The sequence below is a fragment of the Arthrobacter halodurans genome, assembly GCF_041877255.1.
GTDB lineage: Bacteria > Actinomycetota > Actinomycetes > Actinomycetales > Micrococcaceae > Arthrobacter_N > Arthrobacter_N halodurans.
This window is the reverse complement of record NZ_JBHDLJ010000008.1, coordinates 16,360-39,069: the sequence shown is the minus strand read 5'-3', so window position 1 is coordinate 39,069 and position 22,710 is coordinate 16,360. Positions and strand designations below refer to the sequence as shown.

The window sequence follows — 22,710 nt, the reverse complement described above, 5'->3', positions numbered from 1 at the left end:
AGGCCCTAAGGATCACCGATGTCTGCACAACTGCTCAGCGGCCGCCGCGCCCGCATGGAACGGACGACCAGCGAGTCGTCCGTCGTCGTGGAGATCGACCTCGACGGCACCGGCGCCGCCGACATCAGCACGTCCGTGCCGTTCTACGACCACATGCTGACCGCGCTGGCCAAGCACTCGCTGATGGACCTGACCGTCCGGGCCACGGGCGACACCCACATCGACGTCCACCACACCGTGGAGGACGTCGCCATCACGATCGGCGAGGTGCTGCGCACCGCCCTGGGCAACAAGGCCGGGATCCGCCGCTTCGGGGAAGCCACGGTTCCCCTCGACGAGGCGCTCGCGCACGCCGTCGTCGACATCTCGGGACGTCCCTACCTGGTCCACGCGGGGGAACCCGCGGGACAGGAATACCACCTCATCGGCGGACACTTCACGGGATCGCTGACGCGCCACGTCTTCGAGGCCATCACGCTGCACGCCCAGATCTGCGTGCACATGCGCGTGCTCGGCGGCCGCGACCCGCACCACGTTGCCGAGGCCCAGTTCAAGGCGCTGGCCCGCGCGCTGCGCGCGGCGCTGGAGCCGGATGCGCGGCTCGGCGGGGCCATCCCCTCCACGAAGGGGGCGCTCTAGATGGCCGCGCCGAGGGTCACCGTCCTGGACTACGGTTCGGGGAACGTGCGCTCCGCCGTGCGCGCCCTCGAGCGCGTCGGCGCGGACGTGACGCTCAGCGCGCGCGCGGAGGACGTGATGGAGGCCGAGGGCCTCCTGGTGCCGGGCGTCGGCGCGTTCGCCGCCGTCATGGCCGCGCTGAACGACGTCGGGGCCGTCCGCCACATCGGCCGGCGCATCGCCGGAAACCGACCTGTCCTCGGGATCTGCGTCGGGCACCAGGTCTTCTTCGACGAGGGCGTGGAGCACGGCGTGCGGACTCCCGGACTCGGCGAATGGCCCGGGACCGTCGAGCTGCTCCCCGCCCCGATCGTCCCCCACATGGGCTGGAACACGGTCGATGCCCCCGAGGACACGCGGCTCTTCGCGGGCATCGAGGACGAGCGCTTCTACTTCGTCCACTCGTACGCGGTGCAGCGCTGGGACTTCGAGGTGCTGCAGCCGCGGATGACGCCCCCGCTCGTGACGTGGTCCGAGCACGGTGCGCCGTTCGTGGCGGGCGTCGAGAACGGGCCCCTGTCGGCCGTCCAGTTCCACCCGGAGAAGTCCGGCGACGCCGGCGCCCAGCTGTTGGAGAACTGGCTGGGCACCCTCTGATGTGGAGCATCCTGCTCATGGCCCTCGCGGGCATCCTCGCCGGCGGGGCCCTGTCGCTGCGCCAGCAGAAGGCGCACGCTTCCTGGCCCGTCGTCTGCTGGGTGTTGGCCGGGATGTCCCTGCTGGCCGCCTACCTCCTGACCCTCGACGGCGGCGCCTGACCCGCCACCGGCCTCCAGGCCCCGGCGCCGGGCCCCGCCCGCGGCGCCGCCACCCGCAACGCCCGCCCCCGAACCGAAAGTGCGTGACATGAGCCCCGAAAACCCGATCCTCGAACTCCTCCCCGCCGTCGACGTCGCCGACGGCCAGGCCGTGCGCCTCGTGCAGGGCGAGGCCGGCAGCGAGACCGGCTACGGCGACCCGTTGGACGCGGCGCTGGCGTGGGAGAACGACGGGGCCGAATGGGTCCACCTCGTGGACCTCGACGCAGCCTTCGGCCGCGGCGAGAACCGGGACATCCTCGGCCGCGTGGTGCGCCAGCTGAAGACCCGTGTGGAGCTCTCCGGGGGCATCCGCGACGACGCGTCGCTGGAGGCCGCGCTGGAGCTGGGCGCGGCGCGCGTCAACCTGGGGACGGCCGCCCTGGAGAACCCGGAGTGGACCGCCCGCGCCATCGAGCGCTTCGGCGACAAGATCGCCGTCGGGCTGGACGTGCGCGGGACCACCCTGGCCGCCCGTGGTTGGACCAAGGAGGGTGGCGACCTGTGGGAGGTGCTGGCCCGGCTCGAGGACGCCGGCTGCGCCCGCTACGTGGTCACGGACGTGACGAAGGACGGCACGCTGCGCGGCCCGAACGTCGAGCTGCTCCGCCAGATGTGCGAGCGAACCGACAAGCCGGTCGTCGCGTCCGGCGGCATCTCCAGCCTCGAGGACCTGCGCGTCCTGCGCGAGCTGGTCCCTGCGGGGGTTGAGGGGGCGATCGTCGGGAAGGCGCTCTACGCCGGGAAGTTCACGCTGCCCGAGGCGCTGGACGTCGCCGGACGGCGCTAGCGCGCCCCCGCCCGCGCCGTCGAGGACGAACCACCATGAGAGCACAGGTCACCGGGTGAGTGCCGCCGATCCCGCGCGCGGCCGATCCGCCGCACCCGCCGGCGGCCCGCCCGCGCATCACGCCGGATTCCCGGCCGCGGCCCCCGCGCGGCACCTGCCCGGGCACATCGCGGCCGCGCTGGAACGCGCCGGCGGCGGGGCGGATTCCGCGGGCCGCCCCTGGGCCGGGCGCGACCTCGGCGGCGAGGGCAACCCGCTGCACCGCTTCGACCAGGACGACGGAGCCGCGGACGCCGGCTACGAGGCGGCCATCGCCGCGCTACTCGCCGGGACGGGGTCCGAGGAGGACGTCCACCGCGCGTTGGCGTCGGCCCGTGTGTTCATCCCGGTGGTCGCGACGCTTGCCGACGGGGGTGTCGGCGCGCACGGATTCGCCGAGGACAAGGAGGCGGACATGGCGCTGGTGACCCTCACGGCGCCCGACGGGCGTCGCGCGCTGCCCGCCTTCACGACCGCCGCCCGGCTGGGGGAATGGCACCCGGAGGCCCGCCCGGTCGCGGTGTATGCCGCGCGCGCGGCGCTGTCGGCGGTCGCCGAGGACGCGCAGCTGCTGGTCATCGATCCGGGGGCCGACGTCACCTTCGTTCTCCGCCGCCCCGGCGTCTGGGCGCTGGCCCAGCAGCAGCCGTGGCTCCCCAGCTACCGGGACCCCGCGCACCTGGACCTGCTCGGCCGGCTCGCCGAGGGCGAGCCCGCGGTCGCGGGCATCGCCGTCGGTCCGGGGCGCGGCGTGGCCACCAGGTCCGCGTCAGGGCACGTCCTCGCGGGGGGCGGCCCCGGGCCGGAGCTGCGGGTGGAGCTCACCTTCCGGGCGGGGACCGGCGAACCCGACGCCCGGGCGGCGGCCACGCGGATCCAACGCGCGCTCGGCGCCGACGCCGGGTTCGCGGAGGGCGTCGACTCGCTCGAACTCTCGCTCCGATCGGCGCCGCCGTCCGGGCCCGTGGCGCCGGGCGCCTAGGACGTGAACTTCGCCCGCTACGCGCAGCTGCTGCGCCGCCCGGGGGTCGCGCCCCTCCTGGCGGTCGGCATGGCCGCGCGCCTGCCGCATTCCGCGGCCGGCATCCTGCTCACGCTGCACGTCGTCCGGACCCTCGGCCTGGACTGGACCGCCGCGGGGACCGCCGCCGCGGTCATGACGGTCGGGATCGCGCTCGGCGCGCCGTGGCGCGGCCGACGGATCGACACCGTGGGCCTTCGCCGGGCGCTCGTGCCGTCCGTGGTCGCCGAGGCCGCCGTCTGGTCGGCGGTCCCGCACGTCCCCTACCACTGGCTGCTGCCGCTGGCGTTCCTGGGTGGGGTGTTCGCCCTGCCCGTCTTCAGCGTGGTGCGCCAGGCGCTCGGCGTCATGACGGCGGGGGAGACGCGCCGCTCGGCGTTCGCGCTGGACGCCATCGCGACCGAACTCGTGTTCATGACGGGGCCCGCGCTCGCGGCGATCGTGGCCATCGGCGCGGGCACCCCCGCGGGACTGACGGCCGTCGGACTGGTCGGCGCCGCCAGCGGACTCGTGCTGATGTGGCTCAACCCGCCGACCCGTTCGGGGCAGCCGGGCGCCGTCGCGGAGAGCGACGCGAAGGAGGAGCGGCGCGGCGCGGAGGCCGCGGTCGTCGCCTCGGCGCCGGCGCACCTGGCCGAGGCCGAGGCCGGGCTGCTGGACGCCGGCGGAAAAGAGACCCGTGCGCGGGTCGCCCGGCGCGGACGGACGTTCCGCCGCCGGTTCGGGTGGGTCGGCGCCGGCGTGGTGGCCGTCTTCATCGCGTCGGCCGGGGCCGGGCTGCTGCTGTCCGGCTCCGAGGTCGCGATGATCGCCGTCCTGGAGCGGATCGGGGCCGTGGGGGAGCTGGGCATCGTGTTCGCGTTCTGGTGCGGGGCCTCGGTGGTCGGCGGCCTGGTCTACGGATCGATGCGCCGCCGCGTCTCGCCCCTGGCGCTCCTTCTGGGCATGTCCGTGCTCACGGTGCCCATGTTCTGGGCCGACGGAACCTGGGCCCTGGCGCTGCTCGCCATTCCGCCGGGGCTGCTCTGCGCCCCGTTGCTCTCCGCAGCGTCGGAGCGGCTCGCCGACCTCGTCCCCGAGGAACGCCGCGGCGAGGCGATGGGCTGGTACGGCTCCGCCCTGACCGGGGGGACGGCGTTGGGCTCGCCGCTGGTGGGTCTGGTGATTGACGCCGGATCCCCCGGCGGCGGGTTCGTGGTGGTCGGCGTCGCGGGCGCGGCACTCTGTCTCGTGGCGCTGGCGGCCCAGGGTGTGCGCCGCCGTCGGGCCGCGCTGGTCTGAGGGCGCCCACCCGGGCACCCGGGTGGGCGCGCGCCCCGGCCGTCTCCCCGCGGGCCCTGGCCCTGGATAACCGGGCTGCCCGGGACAACCGGGCCGCCCGCGACCCCGGGGCGGGCCGGCGGGCGCCGTCCCCGGGCCTGCGGACTGGTTCAGGCCTGCGGGCTAGTTCACCGGGCCGGTCAGCTTCTCGCCCGGGCCCTTGCCCGGCGCGTCCTGGATGGTGGAGGCCTCGCGGAACGCCAGCTGCAGGGTGCGCAGCCCGTCGCGCAGGGGGGCCGCATGCTGGCTGCCGACCTCCGGGGCCGCGGCGGTGATCAGGCCGGCGAGGGCGGTGATGAGCTTCCGGGCCTCGTCGAGGTCCTTCAGCTCCTCGGCGTCGGATCCCTCGGCGAGGCCGCACTTGACCGCGGCGGCGCTCATCAGGTGAACGGCCGCCGTCGTGATGATTTCGACGGCGGCGACCTCCGCGATGTCGCGCACGTGGTCGGTGTTAGAAGGGCTCGGGGCCGGATTGGTTTCAGGGGTGCTCATACTGCTAAGCTTTTCACAGACCGACTGGTTTCACGTATTCGTGTGCGCCGTCCCGATTCATCGGGGTGGCGTTACCGCGCGGAACCGGTATGCAAGTGGAGGCCTTCTCCCACCCGCAGCAGCCGCAAGGCCGCCGGGTCAATTCGGTGGCACGGAGTTCGTTCCGCGCCGGGCGGCCCGCCGCCTCCGAATTCACAAGGCCTCCGCCTGCCTCGCAGCCGGGGGCCTTCTCCTGTTGCGGGCGGCTTCCGAACACTGAACAGCAGGAGCGACACATCAGCGATCCACGCATTAACGATCGAATCCGCGTCCCCGAGGTGCGGCTTGTTGGACCCAACGGCGAGCAGGTCGGCGTCGTCCGCATCGAGGACGCGCTGCGTCTCGCGTCGGAGTCCGAACTTGATCTCGTCGAGGTGGCCCCCACGGCCAAGCCTCCCGTGTGCAAACTGATGGACTTCGGCAAGTACAAGTACGAAGCCGCGGTCAAGGCCCGCGAGGCCCGCAAGAACCAGACCAACACGGTCCTGAAGGAAATCCGTTTCCGCCTCAAGATCGACAAGCACGACTACGAGACGAAGACCGGCCACGCGCTGCGCTTCCTCGCGGCGGGCGACAAGGTCAAGGCCATGATCCAGTTCCGCGGCCGCGAGCAGCAGCGCCCGGAGATGGGCATCCGCCTGCTCAACAAGTTCGCCGAGGACGTCGCCGAGGTCGGTCTGGTCGAGTCGACGCCGCGCATCGATGGCCGCAACATGGTCATGGTGGTCGGCCCGCTCAAGAACAAGGCCGAGGCGAAGGCCGAGGCCCGCCGCCTGGCGCAGCGGGAGGCCGACAAGGCCCGGTCCTCGTCGCCCAAGGAGCGCGTGGACACCTCGGACGACCAGCCTGCGCTGACCCAGTCGCTTGGGGACAACCTCCCCGACGAGTTCATGGCGCGTTTTGCCCGCGTCGAGGCGGACGCGGCCGAGGCCGCCAAGAACCCGGCTCCGGTCGAGGCCCCGGCGGCAGAGGTTGCCGCCGAGGCACCGGCCGATCCGGCCCCGGCGAAGGCACCGGCCAAGGCGGCTCCGGAGGCGAAGGCCCCGACCAAGTCGTCCCCGGCCCCGGCGAGGACGTCGGTTCCCACCCGGACGACGGCCCCGGCGAGGACCGCGGCCCCGGCACGGCCCGCTGCGGCTTCGCCCGCGGCCGCACCCCAGGCCCCGGCGACGCCCCAGGCGGCGCCGAAGCCGATGGCGACGCCCAAGCCGACCCCGAAGCCGGCGGCCGGCCCCGCGCCGAAGCCGGCTCCCCGCAAACCAGCCAAGCCCGGTCCGGCCAAGTAGCGCGGACCGGGACGGCGAGCCCCTCGGGGCGAACACCCCACCCACGGGCTTCCGGCACCGGAAGCCCGAATGATCCCCGGCCCGTCAGGGACTCGGGAGCACGTAAGGAGAACGGCGGATATGCCGAAGTTCAAGACCCACAGTGGAGCCAAGAAGCGCTTCAAGCTCACCGGCAGCGGCAAGCTCAAGCGCCAGCAGGCCAACCGCCGGCACTACCTGGAGCACAAGCCCTCCAGCCTGAAGCGCCAGCTCAAGGGCGACCGCATCGTCTCGAAGGCCGACACCAAGACCATCAAGCGGATGCTGGGCATCTAGCCACCGCACCCCCGGGGGCCAGAAGGCTTTCGTCCAACCGTAGATTTCCTCCGTCCGGATCCCACGCAGTGGGCGGCGAGAGGGCAGAGCATTAAGGAGTACACACGTGGCACGTGTGAAGCGTTCAGTCAACGCCCATAAGAAGCGCCGGGTCATCCTCGAGCGGGCCAAGGGCTACCGCGGCCAGCGTTCGCGGCTGTACCGCAAGGCCAAGGAGCAGCTGCTCCACTCGTTCGTCTACAGCTACGGCGACCGCCGCAAGCGCAAGGGCGACTTCCGCCGCCTGTGGATCCAGCGCATCAACGCCGCTGCCCGCGCCAACGGCCTGACCTACAACCGCCTGATCCAGGGGCTCAAGGCCGCCGAGGTCGAGGTCGACCGCCGCATGCTGGCCGAGCTGGCCATCTCCGACGCCAACGCCTTCAGCGCGCTCGTCGGCATCGCGAAGAACGCCCTGCCGTCGGACGTCAATGCCCCGGCCGCCGCGAAGGCCGCGCCGACCGCGCCGGCCGCCAAGGTCGCCGCCCCGAAGTCCGCAGCTCCGGCCCAGGCCGCGCCGGCCGCCGGCGAGTCCGCCGGTGCCGTGAAGGCCGTCGAGGGCGAGGACGCCCCGGAGGGCTACGTCATCAAGGGCAACCAGTCCAACAAGTACCACGTCCCGGGTTCCACCTGGTACGAGCAGACCACCGCCGAGTACTGGTTCAACTCCGTCGAGGCCGCCAAGGCCGCCGGGTTCGAGCCGGCCGGCGGCGAGTCCCGCCAGCAGTTCAAGGGCTAGTCTCCACCGACTGGCCTGTGGTCCCCGGACCGCGGCGAAGGGGGCGGAATCCGCAAGGATTCCGCCCCCTTCCACGTCCACCGGGCGGGCGCGTCGGGTTGTCGCGCCGGCGTCGTGCCGTGCCCCGCCGGGCGGGTGGCCTCCGGAACGCGGTGGCCCCGCAACGGGGTGGCCCCGGCCGCCGGTGCACCGCGGATTCCGTCGGCCCCGGACTTCCCGGCTACAGTTTTCGGCATGAGTCTTGCAGGATCCCCCGCCGCGATGTCCAACCCCCGCGCCGACCGCGTCCGCGAGGTCGCGCGCCTGGCGGGCCGCTCCGGCAGGGTCCGGGCCGGTCAGTTCCTGGCCGAGGGACCGCAGTCCGTGCGCGAGGCCCTGCGCCTGCACCGCGAACGCGCCGCCGCAGGGGGAGAACCCGTGGTGGACCAGCTCTACGCCACCGCGGAGTGCCTCGACCGCTCCCCGGACCTCGCCGAGCTGGCCCAGGGCGCGCCGCTGCGGCTGGCCACCGACGCGGTGCTGGCGGCCATGGCGGACACCGTGACGCCGCAGGGGATCCTCGCCGTCTGCAGGATGCCGCACGCCACGCTCGACGACGTCCTCTCCCGCGGCCCCCGGCTTGTGGCGGTGATGTGCCGCGTGCAGGACCCCGGGAACGCGGGCACCGTCCTGCGCGCCGCGGACGCAGCCGGCGCCGATGCCGTCCTGCTGACCGAAGGCAGCGTGGACATCTTCAACCCCAAGGCGGTCCGCTCCACCGCGGGGTCGCTGTTCCATCTGCCGGTCGTCACGGGGCTCTCCTTCGGCGAGGGCGTCGACACCCTGCGTGCGGCGGGCCTCGCAGTCCTCGCCGCCGACGGATACGGGGCGACGGACCTCGACGAGCTGCAGGACCGGAGCGCAGCGCGGCGCTTGGCACCCGGCGCGGGGAACGACGGCGGCGCGGCCGCCGCGCGCCTCGAGGCGCCGACCGCGTGGCTCTTCGGCAACGAGGCCGCGGGTCTGTCCGACGCCGAGCTGGCGGCGGCGGACCACCGGGTGGCGGTTCCGCTCTACGGAGTCGCCGAGTCGCTGAATGTCGGGACTGCGGCCACCGTCTGCCTTTACGCCTCGGCCCGCGCGCAACGCCGCGGCTAGGGCCGCCGGCGCCGGCGCTGTAGCGTTGGGGGGAATCCTCAGCGCGTGCCCCCCAGCACCCGAACATCAGGCGGAGAACATGGCAGCTTCCGGCGGTACGAAGGGGGAAACCGCGGCACAGGCGGCCGACCCCGCCATCGCGGTCTCGAAGGTCACCGCGTGGACCGGTGGCCGCGGTCGCATGACCGTTCCCCGGCAGATCGTGGGAGCGGCCATCGTCGACTCCCTGGACGCTCCCCGGCGCCTCCTCGCCGCCCGGCGCACCCGCCCGGCGGCCTACGCCGGGCAGTGGGAGTTCCCGGGGGGCAAGGTCGAGCCCGGCGAGACCTGCGAGGACGCGCTCCTGCGCGAACTCGACGAGGAGCTGGGTGTCTCCGCGCGCCTGGGTGGGGAGATCGAGGGCCCGCTGGCGGAGGGGTGGCCGCTGAACGGCACCGCGGCCATGAGGGTCTGGTTCGCCGCCGTCGCCTCCGGCGAACCCCGGCCGCTCCAGGACCACGACCAGTTGCGGTGGGTCGGGGTCGACTCCACGGAGCTCCTCGAACTCGAGTGGATTCCCGCCGACCGGCCGATCGTTCTGGCTCTGCGGCAACACGTTGCGGCCCGGGCGGGAGGCTTCTAGGCGGCTGCCGTCGCGTGTGAACCGAGCCGCGGGTTGGGGCGCTGGCCCGCAGCGGGCGCGGATGGCTCGCCGCGGGTCGAACAACGTGGCCTGCCCCCCCCCGCCGGCGCGGGCGCCGGCGGGCTATCCCCGGAGGTCGAACAGCGCCGGCTGGCCGGGGGCGGCCTCGGTGGGCGGCCCCGCGGCGGAACCCGCCCCCGGGCCGGCGGCCGAACCGGCCCGGGGACCCGGGCCGTCGGCGCCGGCGGCATCGCGGAAGGCCGCGCCACCGGACGCCAACCCGTGCAGGGTCCGGAAGTGCCTGATCCTGCCCGAGAGCCACGTGCGGTACTCGGGGTCGGCCACCGCCCCGCGGCGATACAGGCGCCGGTAGCGCTCCACGAGCTGCGGATGCGTCGCGGCGAGCCACGACATGAACCACTCGCGCGCCCCGGGGCGCAGGTGCAGCGGCCCGGCCGTCACACTGGAGGCTCCGGCCCGCGCGAGCCGCGCGAACAACGCGTCCAGTGCCTCGTCCGAGTCGCTGAGCCACGGGAGGATCGGCATCGCGAGCACGGCGCAGTCGATGCCGCGGCCGGCGAGCCGCTCCACGAGGCGGAACCGGGCCTCCGGCGAGGGGGTGCCGGGCTCCACCGCCGCGCTGAGCTCGGCGTTCGTCATCGCGATCGAAAGCGCCACCGACACGGGAACCTCCCCGGCGGCCGCGACGAGCCGGTCGACGTCGCGCGCCAGCAGCGTCCCCTTGGTCAGAATGGAGAACGGTGTCCCGGAGTCGGTCAGCGCCGCGAGGATCCCGGGCATGAGGCGGTAGCGCCCCTCCGCCCGCTGGTACGGATCCGTGTTGGTCCCCAGGGCGACGTGCTGGCGCCCCCACGAGGGCTTCCGCAGCTCGGCGCGCAGCACCTCGGCGACGTTGAGCTTCACGACCACCTGCGAATCGAAGTCGGCGCCCGCATCGAGGTCGAGGTAGGTGTGCGTCTTGCGCGCGAAGCAGTAGACGCAGGCGTGGCTGCACCCGCGGTACGGGTTGACCGTCCAGCGGAAGGGCATGTTCGAGGCTTCGGGAACCTTGTTGAGAGCGCTCTTGGCGAGCACCTCGTGGAACGTCATGCCGGCGAACTCCGGCGTCCGAACGGAACGCACGATCCCGGGCAGCGGCAGGGCGCCCGCGGCGGAGACGTCGCCGAAACCGGCGAGCGGAAGCGGGGCGCCGACCATGTCGGCGTACCCCGCTTCCGGCGGTCCGGCCGGGGGCCGGACCAGCTGAGCTTCCCATCTCACCCCACGATTAGAACATACTTTCTAATGCCGCGTCCACACACCCGCGGACCGCCCCGACGCCCCGGCCTACGATGGACGGATGATTCTCCTGACCGGCTTCGAGCCCTTCGGCGGCGACGCGACCAACCCGTCCATCGACGCGGCCCGGCTGGCCGCGGCCGCCCTGAACGCGTCGGGGGTCGACGCCGCGGCCGAGCAGCTGCCGTGCGTCTTCGCCCAGGCTCCCGCCGCGCTCGGCGCGGCGATCGAACGGCATGGTCCCGACGTCGTGGTCTGCGTCGGGCTCGCCGCCGGCCGCGGCGCCGTGTCGCTGGAGCGGGTCGCCATCAACCTCATCGACGCGCGGATACCGGACAACGCCGGCGAGCAGCCCGTGGACCGGGCGGTCGAGGCCGGCGGTCCCGCCGCCTACTTCGGCACGCTGCCGATCAAGCGCGCGCTTGCCGCCCTGGAGGGCGAGGGCCTGGCGGCCGAGATCTCGCAGACCGCGGGAACCTACGTGTGCAACCAGGTGTTCTACGCCCTGATGCACGCCCTGCGTGCCCGCGGCGGAGCCGCCCGCGGGGGATTCGTGCACGTCCCGCCCGTCGGCCACACAGACCAGCCAGGGCAGGGCCTCGACGCCCTGTCGCGCGCGTTGCAGACCATCGCCCTCCAGGCGCTCGATCCTTCGCCGGACGCCGCGGTGCCGGCCGGCGCGGAGCACTAGCCGCGGGCGGGACCGGAGGGACCGGTTCACCGGCCCGGGCGGCGGGGCCGGAGGGACCGGTTCCCCGTCTTGTCGTGCGGCCGGGACCCGCGCAGCGTCGACAGAACCGGGCGGACCGCCGCGGACACCGGCCGGGCCGGGCGCTCGCGGTAGCCGCCGGCGGCCAGGCCGGCGGACCGCTCGAACGGGTTCCTCGACGCCGGATCGCCCGTGCGCAGCACGGACCACGCCGCGGCCGCGAAGTACAGCGGGATGAAGGGCAACCCGAGGCACAGCGCGTACTGCGAGGCGTGCCTCGATTCGTGGCCGAGCAGGAGGGGATGCTCCTCCGGGCGTTCGTACCGCGGCCGGAAGAACACGACGTTGCCCACCGTGAACGCCCCCGCGACGGGCAGCGGAGCGCGGTAGCCCGACGCCAGGCGCAGCCCGTCCGGTCCGCGGCGCACCGGGCAGCGGCAGGCCGCGGCGAGGGCCAGCCCGGCGGGCGTCGAGAGGTTCACCCAGTTCGCTGCGGTGCGGATCCGCTTCCAGCTCGGCATGCGGCCAGTGTAGCTGCGCGCGGACCCGTCACGTCCGGCGGAACGGTTCGGAGCGCGGCGCGGACCTCCACTAGACTCGACCCGAATCAGGTCACGCGAACCACAGGGAAAAGGGCAGCAACCACACATGTCTGAACCATCGACGCGCCCCGACGGCGCCCCGGACGCCGCGGGGCCGGCCGTCCCCCACCCCACGGACCCGGAAGCGGTGGAGCGAGCCGCCGAGCAGGCGCTGGCCGCCATCGCCGCGGCCTCCGACCTGGCGGAGCTCAAGAGCGCCCGCCTGGCGCACACGGGGGAGAAGTCGCCGCTGAGCCTGTCGAACCGCGAGATCGGGCGTCTCGACAAGACGGAGAAGGCCGCCGCCGGCAAGCTCCTCGGAGCCGCCCGCGGCCGGGTCAACAAGGCGCTCGCCGAACGCACCGCGGTGCTCGAGGAGGAGGACGCCGCGCGGATCCTCGTCGAGGAGGCCGTCGACGTGACCGCCGCGCCGCGCCGCCGCCGTGCCGGTGCCCGACATCCGCTGTCCGTCCTGCAGGAGCGCGTCAGCGACATCTTCGTGGGCATGGGTTGGGAGATCGCCGAGGGTCCCGAGGTCGAGTCCGAGTGGTTCAACTTCGATGCCCTCAACTTCCCCCCGGACCACCCCGCGCGCGAGATGCAGGACACGTTCTTCGTCGACCCGCCCGAGGCCCACCTCGTGCTGCGCACGCACACCTCCCCGGTCCAGGTCCGCTCCATGCTCGAGCGCGACCTGCCGATCTACGTGCTCTGCCCGGGCAAGGTGTTCCGCACCGACGAGCTCGACGCCACGCACACCCCCGTCTTCCACCAGTTCGAGGGCCTGGCGATCGACAAGGGCCTTTCCATGGCGGACCTCCGCGGCACGCTGGAGCACTTCGCGCGTCAGATGTTCGGCGACGAGGCGGCGATCCGCCTGCGCCCGAACTTCTTCCCGTTCACCGAGCCGTCGGCCGAGCTCGACATCTGGCACCCCGGCGCCAAGGGCGGCCCGGGCTGGATCGAGTGGGGCGGCTGCGGCATGGTCCACCCCAACGTCCTGCGGGCGGCCGGGATCGATCCGGAGGTGTATTCCGGCTTCGCCTTCGGCATGGGCATCGAGCGCACGCTGATGTTCCGCAACGAGGTGCCCGACATGCACGACATGATCGAGGGCGACGTCCGTTTCAGCCAGCACTTCGGGATGGAGATCTAACCCATGCGTATTCCACTTTCCTGGCTGCGCGAGTACGCGCAGGTCCCGCCCGGCGCCACCGCCGAGGACGTCATGGCCGAGCTCGTGAAGGTCGGCCTCGAGGAGGAGGACGTGCACCGTCCCGCCGACCAGATCTCCGGCCCCGTCGTCGTCGGTCAGGTGCTCAGCATCGTCAAGGAGCCGCAGTCCAACGGCAAGACCATCAACTGGTGCCAGGTCCGCGTCGTTCCCGAGGGCAAGGCGCAGACGCTGACGCAGGAGGGCATCGACCCCTCCGGCGTCCAGGGCGTCGTCTGCGGCGCGCACAACTTCGCCGAGGGGGACAAGGTCGTGGTGACCCTCCCCGGCGCGGTGCTGCCCGGGGACTTCCGGATCAGCCCCCGCAAGACCTACGGCCACGTCTCCGCCGGCATGATCGCGTCCGCGCGCGAGCTGGGCATCGGCGACGACCACGACGGCATCATCGTGCTCTCGCGGATGGGGCTGGACCCGGAGATCGGCTCCGACGCGCTGGGGCTGCTGGGACTCGACGACCAGGCCGCCGAGATCAACGTGACCCCGGACCGCAGCTACTGCTTCTCGCTGCGCGGCGTCGCCCGCGAGTACGGCCACGCCACGGGCACGCCGAGCGTGGACCCTGCCTCCCTCGTCGTCGTCGCGGAACCGTCGGGCCCCGGGTATCCGGTGCGCCTGGAGGACGCGGACGGCATCCACGGCAAGCCCGGCTGCGACCGTTTCGTCGCCCGCACCGTGCGCGGCGTGGATCCGACCCGGCCGACCCCGCCGTGGATGGCCAGCCGGCTGCGCCTGGCCGGCATCCGTTCCATCTCCCTCGTGGTGGACATCTCCAACTACGTCATGCTCGAGCTCGGCCAGCCGCTGCACTTCTACGACCTGGACCGGCTGTCCGGGGAGATCGTGGTCCGCCGCGCGGCCCCCGGTGAAACGCTGCGCACCCTGGACGACAAGGTGCGCACGCTCGACGCCGAGGACCTGCTCATCACCGACGCCAGCGGTCCGATCGGCATCGCCGGCGTCATGGGCGGCGCGGCGACGGAGGTCTCCGACGCGACGCGCAGCGTGCTCATCGAGGCCGCCCACTTCGAGGAGGTGTCGATCGCCCGGTCGCGCCGCCGCCACAAGCTACCCTCCGAGGCGTCGAAGCGCTTCGAGCGCGGTGTCGACTGGGAGGTCGCCGACGAGGCGGCGCAGCGCGCTGTGGACCTGCTCGTCGAGCTCTCCGGCGGGACGCCGGAGACGACGGCCACCGACGTCGGGACCCGGCCGGAGCCGAGCGTCGTCGAGCTCCCCGCCGACTACGCGTCCCGGCGCATCGGGATCGACTTCACCGAGGACCAGATCGTGGGCACGCTCACGGACCTGGGCGCGCGCGTCGAGGCCCACGCCGACGGCTTCCGCGTCACGGCGCCGACCTGGCGCCACGACCTGACGAACCGGGACGACCTCACCGAGGAGATCGCGCGCCTGGTCGGGTACGACAAGATCCCGAAGACGCTGCCGGTCGCGCCGCCGGGGCGCGGGCTGAGCCGTGTCCAGCAGCAGCGCCGCCGCGTGCTCCAGGCACTCGCCGCCGCCGGTCTCACGGAGACGCTGAGCTACCCGTTCGTCTCCGCCGCGCAGAACAACACGTTCGGCACCGCGGAGGCCGGATCCGAGCCGCGCGCCGTCAGGCTCGCCAACCCGCTTTCCGCGGAATTCGGCTTCCTGCGCCGGTCCGTGCTGCCCGGACTGCTCGATTCCGCGCGCCGCAACCACTCCCGGGGCTTCCGCGACCTCGCGCTCTTCGAGGCCGGGCTGGTGTTCCTGCCGGGCGCGGCGCTGGGGACCCCGTCGATCCCCCCACTGGGCGCCCGCCCGTCCGAGGACGTGTTGGACTCCCTGTACAACGGGCTGCCCGACCAGCCGCTGCACATCGCCGCGGTCCTCACCGGGCACGACTCCCCGGCGGCCGCCGGGCACACCCCGCGGGCCTACGACTGGGCGGACGCGGTCGACGCCGCCCGGCTCGCCGCCGACGTGCTGGGCGTGGAGCTCCTGACCCACCAGGGCACGCACCAGGCGTTCCACCCGGGCCGGACGGCGCGGCTGGCGTTGCGCACGGGCGAGACGGTCGGCTACGCGGGGGAGCTGCATCCGCGGCTGCTCGCCGACCTGGACCTGCCCGCGCGCACCGTGGCGATGGAGCTGAACGCCGACGCGCTGTTCGACTCCGCCGCCGACGTGATCGTCGCCAAGCACCTGTCCACGTATCCCGTCAGCACCCAGGACGTGGCGCTGGTCGTTGCGGCCGACGTGGTGGCCGGGGACGTGCTCGAGGCGCTCCGTGAGGGCGCCGGCGAACTTCTGGAGGAGGTCGCGCTCTTCGACGTCTACGCGGGGCCGGGCATCGAGGAGGGCAAGAAGTCGTTGGCGTTCGGCCTGCGCTTCCGCGCCGCCGACCGGACGCTCACCGCCGACGAGGCCTCCGGCGCCCGCTCCGCCGCCGTGGCCGCCGCGGCCGCCCGCTTCGGGGCCGTGCAGCGCTAGCCGGGGAGGGGCGGCGCGGGTCCGGGACGCCTAGACTGGGCGCGTCCGCAAGGGCGCACGAGGCCGAGGGAGGTTCCGGTGGGCGACACCCGACCCAGCATCGCCCTGGCCGCAGCGCCCCTCGCGGCCGCGGCGGGGCTGCCGGAGCGGTGGCTGACGCCCGCGGAGCGCGAACGCGCCGACGCGCACGGTTCCGGGGACGCCCGGCGCCGCTTCGTCGCGGGGCGCCTTCTGGTCCGCGAGCTGGCGGCGGGGCTGTTTGACGCGCCCGGCGGCCCCGGATCGCTGGAGGTCTGGACCGTTTGCCCGTGGTGCGGGCCCGGAGCGCACGGGCGCCCGGAGCTGGTGGCCGACGGCGCGGCGGTGCCGGTGCCGCTGAGCTATTCGCGCGCGTCCGGCTGGCTGCTGGTCGGGGTCGGCCCCCCGGGGTGGAGGATCGGGGTGGACCTGGCCGACGCCGCCAGCCCGGCGTTCGCCGAGGAACCCGGAGGCAACCCCCTGGACGACGTCGCCTACGCGCCGCGCGAGCGCGCATTGCTGGAGGCCCTCGAACCGGGCGGGCGCCCGCTGGCGCGTGCCCGGTGGTGGGCGCTGAAGGAGGCGCTGGGCAAGGCGCTGGGCGAGGGCATCGCGGGGCCCGGCGGCCCGCCGGTGGTGGCCGGCGCCGGGCGGCACGAGGCGCTCCGGGACCCGCGGGCGGTGGCCGAGCAGGTCGACGCCGAACGCGTCGGCCTCCCGGCCGGCCTCGTCGCCGCCGCCGTGCTGCTCCCGCGTGACTAGGACGTCCGGATCAGGCCGCGGGCAACGGCGGCAGTGCCGCGTCGAAGAGCCAGGGCCGGAGGAACGCCCCGGCGGAGAAGCCGCCGGGCGCGTGGGCGTCGACGTGCTCGACGAACGCGGCGTGGGAAACGGAGCCGTGGCGGTGGAGCATCGTCCACGCGCGCAGCATCCCGAAGAACGCGAGGTCGCCGAGCGCGAGCCGCAGGGCGTGCAGGGCGAGGGCGCCGCGCTTGTAGACACGGTCGTCGAACATGTCCTGCGGCCCGGGGTCCCCGACGACGATGTCCTGCGGCAGCGCGTCCAGCGCCCGCCACGCGGTGCGGGCACGCGCATCCGCGGTCAGCGAGCCCGAGGCCTCGGACCAGATCCATTCCGCGTAGCAGGCGAAGCCCTCGTGCATCCAGATGTCGTCCCAACGCTCGGCGGTCAGCGAGTTGCCGAACCACTGGTGGGAGAGCTCGTGGGCGATCAGCCGCTGCTGCTCCCACCCGGGCGCCAGGTGGTTGCGCCCCAGGATCGTGATGCCGTGGGCCTCGAGGGGGATCTCCAGCTCGTCGTCGGTGACCACGACGGTGTAGTTGCCGGCGGGGTAGGGACCGAACGCCTCGATAAAGGCCTCCATCATCCGCTGCTGGTCGGCCAGCGCGGCACGGGCCCGCGCCGCCAGCGCCGGTCCCACCGCGACGTGCTGCTCGGGGGGCTCGGCCGGGTCCGCGTGCCGGGCGCGGCCGGTGGCGAACGGCGCCGGCGGGCGCAGGTCGAACCACCCGTAGCGTCCGATCTGCAGCGTCGCCAGGTAGGTGGCCATGGGGTGCGTCTGCTCGTAGACCCATTCCTCGCGGCTGGACCTCCTGGCGTGGCGGACCAGGTCCCCGTTCGACACGGCGCGGTAGCCGGCGTCGGTGGTGACGCCGATGCGGTACGTCGCCTTCTGGCTGGGGTGGTCGTTGCACGGGAACCAGGTGGCCGCCCCGTTGGGCTGGCCCGCGACGAGGACCCCGTCCTCGAGTTCCTCCCACCCGACCTCGCCCCAGGTGGCCCGCCGCGGGTGCGGCCTGCCCCCGTAGCGGACGTCGAGCTCGAAGTCCTCGCCCGCGGCGATGTCGGCCGGCAGGACGACGACGAGCCGCCCGGCGGCGTGGGTGAACCTGGCCGCCTTCCTGCCGTCGACCAGCACCTTCGTGGCGCGCAGCCCCGCGAGGTCCAGTTCGATGCGCCGCAGGTCGACCTCCGCCGCCGCGCGGATGCGGGCCCGCCCGTCCAGGCGGTTCCCGCCGAGCTTGCACTCGAGGTCCAGGTCGTAGTGCCGGACCCGGTAGTCGGGACTGCCGGACCCGGGGACGTACGGATCCGGGAGGACCGGCTGGTTCTTCGGGCGGCTCGGCTTGCGCTTGGGGCTCATAGGCTGGGGCCACTCCATGGCTTGACGGGGTTGCCCATCCAGTAGCTGGAGGGCGGAACGGTTTCGCCGCGCATGACCAGCGACGCCGGTCCCACGGTGGCGCCGGCGGCCAGGGAGGCCGCCGGGAGAACGACGCCGTGCGGGCCCATCGTGGACCCCGCGGCGAGTTCCACCGTATCAATGGCCATCACGCGGTCGTGGAAGAGGTGGGTCTGGACCACGCATCCGCGGTTGACGGTGGACGAGTCCCCGAGCCGGACCAGGTCCGCCTCCGGTAGCCAGTAGCTCTCGCACCAGACGCCGTGGCCGATCCTCGCGCCCAGGGCGCGCAGCCACCACACCAGGGCGGGCGTGCCCGACGCCGCGCGGGCGAACCACGGGGCGCAGACCATCTCGATGAAGGTGTCGACGACCTCGTTGCGCCAGATGAACGAGCTCCACAGGGGGTGCTCGCCGGCCCGGATCGGCCCGACGAGGATCCACTTGGCCAGCACGGCGCTCAGCGCGGCCGCCGCGCCCGCGAGCAGCATGACGACGCCGCTGAACAGCGCCGCGGGGACGTATCCGGCGCGCACGGCGACGGCGTCCAGCAGCGCGAGCACCAGGGCGGCGACCGCGACCGTCACCATGACGGGGACGAACCGGCAGAGCTCCCACAGCGCGCGGGCCACCTTGAGCCGCTGCGGGGGATCGAACGTGCGCGCGTCGTCGGACTCCACCGCCGTCCGCCGCAACCGCACCGGCGGGCTGCCCAGCCAGGAGGAGCCGGCCTTCGCCTTGGCCGGTGTGGCGGAGAGGACCGCCACCAGCCCGTTCTTCGGGACCCGGCGCCCGGCGCCGGCCATCCCGGAGTTCCCGAGGAAGGCGCGCTTGCCGATCCTCGCCGGCGCCACGCGCATCCACCCCCCGCCGAGCTCGTAGGAGGCGACCATCGTGTCGTCCGCGAGGAACGCGCCGCTGCCGATGGTGGTCATCTTGGGCAGTAGTAGGACCGTCGAGGCCTCGACGTTGCGCCCGACCTTGGCCCCCAGGATGCGCAGCCAGACCGGGGTGAACAGGCTGGCGTAGAGCGGGAAAAGCAGGTCCCGCGCCATGTCCAGGATCCGTTCCGTCGCCCAGACCTGCCACCCGACGCGCCCGCGGACCGGATGCCAGCCCTCGACGATCCCGAGGGACAGGAGGCGCACCGCGCCGGCCGTCAGCGCCATGTTGAGCACGAACCAGGTGGCCGCCGCGAGCGGGACCGCGGCCAGGAGGGCCGGGACCGCGTCCGAGAGCGACCCGTGGTCGCGCAGCCACGGCGCGGCCACGGCGACGGCGGCCAGCACGCTCGCGTAGGGGATCGCCGCCAGCACCGCCGAGGCGAGGCCGAACGCGGCGGTGCCTAGGGCGCCCGGACCCGTGCCTTCGCGGGGCCGGGGCGCCTTGGCCGTTCCGGTGCGGCGCGCGGGGGAGCCCGCGTAGGCCAGACCGGCCTTGGTCCGGCCCTCGACGGCGGACCCCGGGGCCACGTGCGCACCGTCGGCGACAAGCGCACCGGGCAGCAGCGTGCTGCGGGCGCCGACCGTCGCCCCGGCGCCCACCCGGACCATGCCCACGTGGAGGCGGTCGCCGTCGAGCCAGTAGCCGCTGAGGTCGACCTCCGGCTCGATGGACGCGCCGCGGCCGAGCTCCAGCATGCCGGTGACGGGCGGGACCGCGTGCAGGTCCACGTCGCGTCCGACCTTCGCGCCGAGGGCCCGGGCGTAGTAGGGCACCCACGCCGCGCTGGCCAGGCTGACGGGGTCCACGAGGTCCGAGATGTGCTGCGCCAGCCACAGCCTCAGGTGCACCTTGCCGGAGCGCGGATACGATCCTGGCCGGAGGCCGCGCAGCAGGACGCGGGCGGCGGCCACGGCCACGGCCATGCGACCCGGGGGACTCACGAAGAGGAGCCAGGAGGCACCCACCCACCACCAGGAGAGCGTCGGCGCCGCGGTCAGCACCCCGAGCGCGGCGAGCACGTTGTTCAGGGCCATGAGGTAGGTCAGCCAGCGCATGCCGACGAGGATGAAGAGCGGGATCCCCATCAGCGTCTGGAACACCTGGGCCCGCCGGGTGGTCCGGGCGACGTGCCGCGGCCGGGCGTCGGCGTCGATTCCGACCGTGCCGGCCACGGCCTCGATGAGCGCCCCGAGCCGCGGATGGGAGTAGATGTCGCCCACCGTCACGGTGGGGTAGCGCCGGCGGAGGGCGGAGACCAGCTGGGCCGCGGTGAGCGATCCGCCGCCGCTGGCGAAGAAGTCGGCGTCGAGGCCCGCGGCCGGGGTCCCGAGGACCGCCTCCCACTGGTCGACGATCCAGCGGGCGTCCGGCGCCAGGGCGGGCAGGGCCGCCGGGCCGTCGTCCCCGGTGCCGGGCAGCGGCCACGGCAGGGCGTCGCGGTCCACCTTGCCGCTGGTCTTGGTGGGCAGCTCCCCGACGACCGCGAGCAGGGGCACCAGCGCGGCCGGGAGCGCCTCGGCCAGGCGCTCCCGGGCCGGGGCCATGTCGTAGCCGGGTGGCGCCGCGAGGTAGCCCACGAGGATCTGGTGGCCGGCCGCCGTCGTCTTGACGGCCGCGGCCGCGCCGGCGACCCCCTGCAGCGACTGCAGGGCCGCGTCGATCTCCCCGAGTTCGATCCTGCGGCCGCCCAGCTTGACCTGCTCGTCGGCGCGGCCGACGAACAGCAGGCCCTCCGGATCGAAGACCACCAGATCCCCGGAACGGTAGGCGCGGTCCCAGCCGAGCGTCTCCATCGGCGCGTACTTCTCGGCGTCCTTCGCGGGATCGAGGTAGCGCGCCAGCCCCACCCCGCCGATGATCAGCTGGCCGGTCCCGCCCTCCGGGACCGGCACGCCCGCCTCGTCGACCACGGCCAGGTCCCAGCCGTCCAGCGGCAGGCCGATGCGCACCGGGCCGCTCGCGGTGAGGGGGGCGGCGCAGGCGACGACGGTCGCCTCGGTGGGCCCGTACGTGTTCCAGACCTCGCGGCCCTCGACGGCAAGCCGGGCGGCGAGCTCGGGCGGGCACGCCTCGCCGCCGAAGATCAGCAGCCGGACGTTCTCGAGGGCCTCGGCGGGCCACAGGGCGGCGAGCGTCGGGACGGTCGAGACCGCGGTGATGCCGCGCATCACGAGCCACGGACCCAGGTCGACGCCGGAGCGGACCAGCGAACGCGGGGCCGGCACCAGGCAGGCCCCGTGGCGCCACGCGAGCCACATCTCCTCGCAGGAGGCGTCGAAGGCCACGGAGAGTCCCGCGAGGACACGGTCCCCGGGACCGAGCGGTTCGTGCCGCAGGAAGATCCGCGCCTCGGCGTCCACGAAGGCCGCCGCCGAACGGTGCGTGACGGCGACCCCCTTCGGGGTTCCCGTGGAGCCCGAGGTGAAGATGACCCAGGCGTCGTCCCCGGGCCGGGGGTCGCGCGGCGCGGGGTGCGGCGCCGCGCGCTCCTTCGCGACGACGGCCCGGCGGCCGCCCCGGAGGATGCCCGCGACGCCGGCCTCGGTGAAGACGAGGCGGGCGCGCTCGTCCGGGTCGTCGGCGTCGACCGGCACGTAGGCGGCGCCGACGGCGAGGACCGCCAGGATGTCGATGTACAGCTCGCGGGTGCCGGAGGGCACGCGGACGCCGATCCGGTCGCCGGCCCCGAGCCCCGACGCGTGCAGGTCGCGCGCCCGGGACTTGACCGCGGCCAGGAGCTCGGAGTAGCTGAGCGCCGCGTCGCCGTCGTCCAGCGCCGGTGCCTCGGGGTGCTCGGCGGCGGTCTCCGCGAGGACGTCCATCAGCGTCCGCGGCTCCGGCGCGGAGGCAGAGCCGGGCAGCTGGGGGAGGTGGGCGCTCACGCCCGCGCGGCCGCGCCGGGGTCGGCGGGAGCCGGCCCGCCGGGAACCAGGATCAGCTTGCCCGTTGTGGCGCGGGACTCGAGGTCGGCGTGCGCCCGTCCCGCGTCGGCGAGCCGGTAGCGCCCGCCGATCCGCACGTCCAGCTTCCCGACGGCGACCAGCCCGAAGATCTCCGAGGAGCGCCAGCGCCGCTCCTCGGGCGTGAGCAGGAAGTCCGCCACCTTGGGCCGGGTGACGGTCAGGGAGCCGTGCGCGTTCAGCCGCTGCAGGTCGAACGGGGGGACCTGCCCGGAGGCCCCGCCGAACAGGACCAGCGTGCCGCGGGTGCGCAGCGCCGCCAGCGAGCCGTCGAAGGTGTCCTTCCCGATGCCGTCGTAGACGACGTCGACCCCGCGGCCCCCGGTGAGTTCGCGGACCCGCGCGGGGACGTCCGCGTAGTGGAGCACGTGGTCGGCGCCGGCCGCGCGCGCCAGCTCGGCCTTCTCCGGCGTGGACGTCGTGGTGATGACCGTGGCCCCGCGCAGCTTCAGCAGTTGGATCAGGAGCAGCCCGACCCCGCCGGCTCCCGCGTAGGTGAGGACAGCGTCGCCGGGGCGCACGTCGTAGCTGGAGTTGACGAGGTAGTGGGCCGTGATGCCCTGCAGCGGCAGGGCCGCGGCCACGTCGTCGGGCACGCCGTCCGGGACCGGCAGGGCCTTGTCCGCGTCGAGCAGCGTGTACTCGGCGTAGGTGGCCGAGCCCTCCGTGGTGGCGACCCGTTCCCCGACCGCGAACCCCTCGACGCCCTCGCCGAGCTCCTCGACCGTCCCGGCGGCCTCGGTGCCCGGCGTGAACGGGTAGTCCACCGCGTAGACGCCGGAGCGCTGGTAGGTCTCGATGAAGTTCACGCCCGCGGCGGCCACCCGGACCAGCAGCTGGCCCGGACCCGGCGCGGGACGCGGGACCTCGACGACCTCGAACACATCGGGTCCGCCGGCGCGGACGGCTTGGACGGCGTGGGGCATGGGGATCGCTCCTTCTGGGCAGGCTTGCCCGGCGGCCGCGGCGCGCTGTCGC

The 22,710-nt window shown here is 74.2% G+C and carries 21 protein-coding genes; 15 read left to right on the top strand and 6 right to left on the bottom strand.

Features of this window, described 5'->3' with window-relative positions:
• Window positions 1–18: 18 nt before the first annotated feature.
• The 6 genes from hisB to ACETWP_RS10940 all read left to right on the top strand — a co-directional run bounded on the left by hisB (window position 19) and on the right by ACETWP_RS10940 (window position 4,606).
• A complete protein-coding gene (gene hisB / locus ACETWP_RS10965; protein WP_373972284.1) occupies window positions 19–639 on the top strand; it encodes an imidazoleglycerol-phosphate dehydratase HisB in 621 nt (206 codons plus the stop codon).
• A complete protein-coding gene (gene hisH, locus ACETWP_RS10960) occupies window positions 640–1,275 on the top strand; it encodes an imidazole glycerol phosphate synthase subunit HisH (RefSeq protein WP_373972283.1) in 636 nt (211 codons plus the stop codon).
• Window positions 1,275–1,436, top strand: a complete 162-nt coding sequence (locus ACETWP_RS10955; protein WP_373972282.1) for a CG2302 family histidine operon protein — start codon at window positions 1,275–1,277, stop codon at window positions 1,434–1,436. Before hisH ends, ACETWP_RS10955 begins: the two co-directional genes overlap by 1 nt.
• Before the next feature lie 88 nt (window positions 1,437–1,524).
• Window positions 1,525–2,265, top strand: a complete 741-nt coding sequence (gene priA, locus ACETWP_RS10950) for a bifunctional 1-(5-phosphoribosyl)-5-((5-phosphoribosylamino)methylideneamino)imidazole-4-carboxamide isomerase/phosphoribosylanthranilate isomerase PriA (RefSeq protein ID WP_373972281.1) — start codon at window positions 1,525–1,527, stop codon at window positions 2,263–2,265.
• 55 nt (window positions 2,266–2,320) lie between these two features.
• Window positions 2,321–3,286 (top strand): SseB family protein, encoded by a 966-nt coding sequence (locus ACETWP_RS10945; RefSeq protein WP_373972280.1) that lies wholly within the window; start codon window positions 2,321–2,323, stop codon window positions 3,284–3,286.
• Window positions 3,287–3,289: 3 nt separating this feature from the next.
• Entirely contained in the window at window positions 3,290–4,606 is a 1,317-nt protein-coding gene (locus tag ACETWP_RS10940) for an MFS transporter (protein ID WP_373972279.1), read from the top strand.
• Window positions 4,607–4,768: 162 nt separating this feature from the next.
• On the opposite strand, the gene ACETWP_RS10935 is transcribed toward ACETWP_RS10940, so the two are convergent.
• Complete coding sequence (locus ACETWP_RS10935; protein WP_373972278.1) at window positions 4,769–5,137, bottom strand: DUF1844 domain-containing protein; 369 nt, start codon at window positions 5,135–5,137, stop codon at window positions 4,769–4,771.
• Window positions 5,138–5,454: 317 nt separating this feature from the next.
• On the opposite strand from ACETWP_RS10935, the gene infC reads away from it, so the two are divergent.
• The 5 genes from infC (at window position 5,455) to ACETWP_RS10910 (ending at window position 9,314) form a co-directional block, all read left to right on the top strand.
• On the top strand, window positions 5,455–6,462 hold the full coding sequence (gene infC / locus ACETWP_RS10930) for a translation initiation factor IF-3 (protein WP_373972277.1): 1,008 nt from the start codon (window positions 5,455–5,457) through the stop codon (window positions 6,460–6,462).
• A 120-nt stretch (window positions 6,463–6,582) separates the two neighbouring features.
• Window positions 6,583–6,777 (top strand): 50S ribosomal protein L35, encoded by a 195-nt coding sequence (rpmI, locus tag ACETWP_RS10925; protein WP_373972276.1) that lies wholly within the window; start codon window positions 6,583–6,585, stop codon window positions 6,775–6,777.
• 106 nt (window positions 6,778–6,883) lie between these two features.
• Window positions 6,884–7,555: a 50S ribosomal protein L20, sunset domain variant gene (gene rplT, locus ACETWP_RS10920; RefSeq protein ID WP_373972275.1), complete on the top strand. Its 672-nt coding sequence runs from the start codon at window positions 6,884–6,886 to the stop codon at window positions 7,553–7,555.
• Window positions 7,556–7,789: 234 nt separating this feature from the next.
• On the top strand, window positions 7,790–8,692 hold the full coding sequence (locus ACETWP_RS10915) for a TrmH family RNA methyltransferase (RefSeq protein WP_373972274.1): 903 nt from the start codon (window positions 7,790–7,792) through the stop codon (window positions 8,690–8,692).
• A gap of 181 nt (window positions 8,693–8,873) precedes the next feature.
• Window positions 8,874–9,314 carry an NUDIX domain-containing protein gene (locus tag ACETWP_RS10910; protein ID WP_373972383.1) on the top strand — a complete coding sequence of 147 codons (441 nt, stop codon included), beginning with the start codon at window positions 8,874–8,876 and terminating at the stop codon, window positions 9,312–9,314.
• A gap of 123 nt (window positions 9,315–9,437) precedes the next feature.
• On the opposite strand, the gene ACETWP_RS10905 is transcribed toward ACETWP_RS10910, so the two are convergent.
• A complete protein-coding gene (locus ACETWP_RS10905) occupies window positions 9,438–10,595 on the bottom strand; it encodes an Rv2578c family radical SAM protein (protein WP_373972273.1) in 1,158 nt (385 codons plus the stop codon).
• Window positions 10,596–10,674: 79 nt separating this feature from the next.
• Here ACETWP_RS10905 and pcp point away from each other — a divergent pair, with 79 nt between their 5' ends.
• Window positions 10,675–11,304 (top strand): pyroglutamyl-peptidase I, encoded by a 630-nt coding sequence (gene pcp, locus ACETWP_RS10900; protein ID WP_373972272.1) that lies wholly within the window; start codon window positions 10,675–10,677, stop codon window positions 11,302–11,304.
• A gap of 26 nt (window positions 11,305–11,330) precedes the next feature.
• Here the strand turns inward: pcp and ACETWP_RS10895 are convergent, their stop codons facing one another.
• Window positions 11,331–11,843 carry a hypothetical protein gene (locus ACETWP_RS10895; protein ID WP_373972271.1) on the bottom strand — a complete coding sequence of 171 codons (513 nt, stop codon included), beginning with the start codon at window positions 11,841–11,843 and terminating at the stop codon, window positions 11,331–11,333.
• A 127-nt stretch (window positions 11,844–11,970) separates the two neighbouring features.
• Here ACETWP_RS10895 and pheS point away from each other — a divergent pair, with 127 nt between their 5' ends.
• The 3 genes from pheS to ACETWP_RS10880 all read left to right on the top strand — a co-directional run bounded on the left by pheS (window position 11,971) and on the right by ACETWP_RS10880 (window position 16,386).
• Window positions 11,971–13,059, top strand: a complete 1,089-nt coding sequence (gene pheS, locus ACETWP_RS10890; RefSeq protein ID WP_373972270.1) for a phenylalanine--tRNA ligase subunit alpha — start codon at window positions 11,971–11,973, stop codon at window positions 13,057–13,059.
• Window positions 13,060–13,062: 3 nt separating this feature from the next.
• Window positions 13,063–15,606: a phenylalanine--tRNA ligase subunit beta gene (gene pheT, locus ACETWP_RS10885; protein ID WP_373972269.1), complete on the top strand. Its 2,544-nt coding sequence runs from the start codon at window positions 13,063–13,065 to the stop codon at window positions 15,604–15,606.
• Window positions 15,607–15,684: 78 nt separating this feature from the next.
• Complete coding sequence (locus ACETWP_RS10880) at window positions 15,685–16,386, top strand: 4'-phosphopantetheinyl transferase family protein (protein WP_373972268.1); 702 nt, start codon at window positions 15,685–15,687, stop codon at window positions 16,384–16,386.
• 10 nt (window positions 16,387–16,396) lie between these two features.
• Here ACETWP_RS10880 and ACETWP_RS10875 read toward each other — a convergent pair whose 3' ends face one another.
• Genes ACETWP_RS10875 through ACETWP_RS10865 form a run of 3 tightly spaced genes read right to left on the bottom strand, consistent with a single transcriptional unit; the run spans window position 16,397 to window position 22,658 of the window.
• A complete protein-coding gene (locus tag ACETWP_RS10875; RefSeq protein ID WP_373972267.1) occupies window positions 16,397–17,788 on the bottom strand; it encodes a M1 family metallopeptidase in 1,392 nt (463 codons plus the stop codon).
• A complete protein-coding gene (locus ACETWP_RS10870) occupies window positions 17,785–21,654 on the bottom strand; it encodes a Pls/PosA family non-ribosomal peptide synthetase (RefSeq protein WP_373972266.1) in 3,870 nt (1,289 codons plus the stop codon). The genes ACETWP_RS10875 and ACETWP_RS10870 overlap by 4 nt, the downstream gene beginning before the upstream one ends.
• Entirely contained in the window at window positions 21,651–22,658 is a 1,008-nt protein-coding gene (locus tag ACETWP_RS10865) for a quinone oxidoreductase family protein (RefSeq protein ID WP_373972265.1), read from the bottom strand. The genes ACETWP_RS10870 and ACETWP_RS10865 overlap by 4 nt, the downstream gene beginning before the upstream one ends.
• Window positions 22,659–22,710 lie beyond the last annotated feature (52 nt).

What these genes read in the sequence shown, in the direction of transcription:
- hisB (WP_373972284.1), top strand. Translation starts at nt 19, where the DNA reads ATGTCTGCACAACTGCTCAGCGGCCGCCGCGCCCGCATGGAACGGACG.
- hisH (WP_373972283.1), top strand. Translation starts at nt 640, where the DNA reads ATGGCCGCGCCGAGGGTCACCGTCCTGGACTACGGTTCGGGGAACGTG.
- ACETWP_RS10955 (WP_373972282.1), top strand. Translation starts at nt 1,275, where the DNA reads ATGTGGAGCATCCTGCTCATGGCCCTCGCGGGCATCCTCGCCGGCGGG.
- priA (WP_373972281.1), top strand. Translation starts at nt 1,525, where the DNA reads ATGAGCCCCGAAAACCCGATCCTCGAACTCCTCCCCGCCGTCGACGTC.
- ACETWP_RS10935 (WP_373972278.1), bottom strand. Translation starts at nt 5,137, where the DNA reads ATGAGCACCCCTGAAACCAATCCGGCCCCGAGCCCTTCTAACACCGAC.
- rpmI (WP_373972276.1), top strand. Translation starts at nt 6,583, where the DNA reads ATGCCGAAGTTCAAGACCCACAGTGGAGCCAAGAAGCGCTTCAAGCTC.
- ACETWP_RS10915 (WP_373972274.1), top strand. Translation starts at nt 7,790, where the DNA reads ATGAGTCTTGCAGGATCCCCCGCCGCGATGTCCAACCCCCGCGCCGAC.
- ACETWP_RS10910 (WP_373972383.1), top strand. Translation starts at nt 8,874, where the DNA reads ATGACCGTTCCCCGGCAGATCGTGGGAGCGGCCATCGTCGACTCCCTG.
- pcp (WP_373972272.1), top strand. Translation starts at nt 10,675, where the DNA reads ATGATTCTCCTGACCGGCTTCGAGCCCTTCGGCGGCGACGCGACCAAC.
- ACETWP_RS10895 (WP_373972271.1), bottom strand. Translation starts at nt 11,843, where the DNA reads ATGCCGAGCTGGAAGCGGATCCGCACCGCAGCGAACTGGGTGAACCTC.
- pheS (WP_373972270.1), top strand. Translation starts at nt 11,971, where the DNA reads ATGTCTGAACCATCGACGCGCCCCGACGGCGCCCCGGACGCCGCGGGG.
- pheT (WP_373972269.1), top strand. Translation starts at nt 13,063, where the DNA reads ATGCGTATTCCACTTTCCTGGCTGCGCGAGTACGCGCAGGTCCCGCCC.
- ACETWP_RS10875 (WP_373972267.1), bottom strand. Translation starts at nt 17,788, where the DNA reads ATGAGCCCCAAGCGCAAGCCGAGCCGCCCGAAGAACCAGCCGGTCCTC.
- ACETWP_RS10865 (WP_373972265.1), bottom strand. Translation starts at nt 22,658, where the DNA reads ATGCCCCACGCCGTCCAAGCCGTCCGCGCCGGCGGACCCGATGTGTTC.